The organism is Tenuifilum sp., assembly GCF_037481895.1.
Lineage (GTDB): Bacteria > Bacteroidota > Bacteroidia > Bacteroidales > Tenuifilaceae > Tenuifilum > Tenuifilum osseticum.
This window is the reverse complement of sequence record NZ_JBBFKU010000076.1, coordinates 1-2,477: the sequence shown is the minus strand read 5'-3', so window position 1 is coordinate 2,477 and position 2,477 is coordinate 1. Positions and strand designations below refer to the sequence as shown.

General features: G+C 45.0%; 2 protein-coding genes. One reads left to right on the top strand and one right to left on the bottom strand.

Annotated elements, in window-relative coordinates; translation table 11 throughout:
* The coding region (locus WHS63_RS13140; protein WP_445205511.1) for a M1 family aminopeptidase at nt 1–2,186 on the top strand (2,186 nt) is incomplete at its 5' end.
* Here WHS63_RS13140 and WHS63_RS13135 read toward each other — a convergent pair.
* Nucleotides 2,187–2,477: DNA cytosine methyltransferase (locus WHS63_RS13135; RefSeq protein WP_445205510.1), on the bottom strand; the 291-nt coding region annotated here is incomplete at its 5' end.

Below are 2,477 nucleotides of genomic sequence, written 5' to 3'. Positions count from 1 at the left end.
AAGGTCAGAATAAGATTTCTATCGATTTTTTGGCAGGCAAAACCTCCCTCAACCGTAAGGGCGATTACCTTTTCAGCTTACTGGTGCCCGACAGGGCATCAACCGTTTTCCCTTGCTTTGACCAACCCAACCTGAAAGCAAGTTACAACCTAACCCTCCAAACCCCTAAGGATTGGGTAGCCGTGAGCAATTCCCCTGTAATCAACAAAATGGAAACTGACACCTCAAACCTCTGGATATTTGACAAGACCTACCCTATCAGCACTTACCTTTTTGCCTTTACTGCCGGTAAGTTTAAAGCTATTGACTTTGTAGCGGATAGTTTTAAAATGACAATTTACCATCGCGAGACCGATACCCAAAAGGTAGCCAGAAATATCAAAAAAGTGTTTGAGTTGCACCAAAGCGCTATCAAATGGCTCGAAAACTATACCAGAATCAATTACCCCTTCCAGAAACTCGATGTGGTTCTGATTCCCGATTTTCCATACAGTGGCATGGAGCATCAGGGAGCAATATTTTACAGGGATAGCCGTATTTTGCTCGACGAAAATTCCTCGGTTACCCAACAACTAAACCAGGCAAACCTAATTGCTCACGAGGTTTCGCACCAGTGGTTTGGGAACCTGGTTACCATGAACTGGTTCAACGATGTTTGGCTTAAGGAGGTATTTGCCGGACTTATGGCCGATAAAATTGTTAACCCTCAATACTCTAAGCTAAATCATCAGCTCAGCTTTGTGCTCTCACATTACCCCAGAGCCTACTCGGTGGACAGAACAGGCGGCGCAAACCCTATCCGCCAAAACCTCGACAATCTTATGCTTGCCGGGACACTTTACGGCGATATCATCTACCATAAAGCACCCATTGCCCTCCAGCAGCTTGAGCTGATGCTAGGTGAAGATAAATTCAGGGAAGGCCTAAATATCTACCTGAAAAAGTATGCATACAGCAATGCCGGTTGGAATGAATTGATTGAGATTTTCGATAACCTCACGTCCGACGACATTAAATCGTGGAGCAAACGTTGGATTGATGCACCTGGGATGCCTGCCATATATGTTGATATGGTGAGCGATGTAATCAATATTAGCCAAACCGACAACTGGCTCCCCATGGAGTTTGAGGTTATGATACCTACCACTGCAGGATACCAAACAGAGAAAGTTAGGCTTAATGGAAAGCATACCGAAATTCCGATGCCAAAAAATTTCACGGGGTTAAAAGCAATCATTCCTAACAGTAATGGTTTAGGGTATGGACTTTTCGTTTCTGCTGATCGCGATCTAACTCTTTTACAGCTCAATGAATTATCAAACAACGATGTAGCTCGTGCTTCATTCTTCATCAACCTACATGAGCTTTTTCTAAATCATTTAGTTGATACCGATACATACTTCCGTTTCCTGACCAATGCCCTTAGCCGAGAAAAAGACCCTCAAATAAGAAACTACCTACTAGGCAATCTGGAAACTGTGTGGTGGCAATTCCTTGACCACACAAGCCAAATTATACTTTCGCAAACCCTGCAGGAAACCTTACAGGGAATATTTAACAACCCAAAAATACCTGCCGATGAACGCAAACCTGCTTTCCTAACTTATTGCAGAACATCTATCACTCCTGAGGCTGTTGAATTCATTGAAAATATTTGGGCAGGTAGAGTTCAAATCAAAGGGATTTCACTAAGTGAAAACGACTTCATAGACCTATCGTTCCAGCTTGCGGTAAGGGACGTCCACGATGCCGATAGCATTCTGCAAGTGCAGGAGGAAAGAATTCAGAATGCCGATAGGTTAGCCAAGTTCAGGTTTGTTAGGCGTGCTGCCACACCCGACGAAGCCCTACGCGACGACTTTTTCCACAGCTTGCTGATTGCTCAAAACCGTAGGCCTGAGCCATGGGTTGCCGAAGGGCTTCGACTCTTTTTTCATCCCCTTCGAGCCAACCATTCCATCCATTACCTAAACGCTGCACTCGACCTACTGCCCGAAATACAGCAAACCAACGATATATTCTTTCCAAAAACTTGGCTCGATGCGGTGCTTTACGGTCATAGCTCTACCGAAGCAGCAAAAATTGTAACAAAGTGGATTCAGGAACACCCACAACTATCGCCCAGCCTAAAAGGCAAGCTAATGCAATCGGCCGACCTGCTTTTCAGAGCTGCAGGTAGCAAGTAATTATGCTTGCATAAACAGCTGCTTGGCAAGAAACTCAACCACCTTTACGTTTACAGCATTGCCAAACTGTTTATAGGCTTGCTGGGCGTTGCTGTTTATGATGTAATTTTCAGGGAAACTCTGAAGGTTAGCTACCTCGCGCGGCGTTAGCCGGCGTTTTTCCCACCCAACAACCGGGATATGCACCATGGCTACCAGTGCTGGAAATTCCGTTGGACGCTTAACCCTTATACCCGAAGGGCGAAACTGTATTATTCCCTTCCAAACCGTATCGATATGTTCACCGGCTTG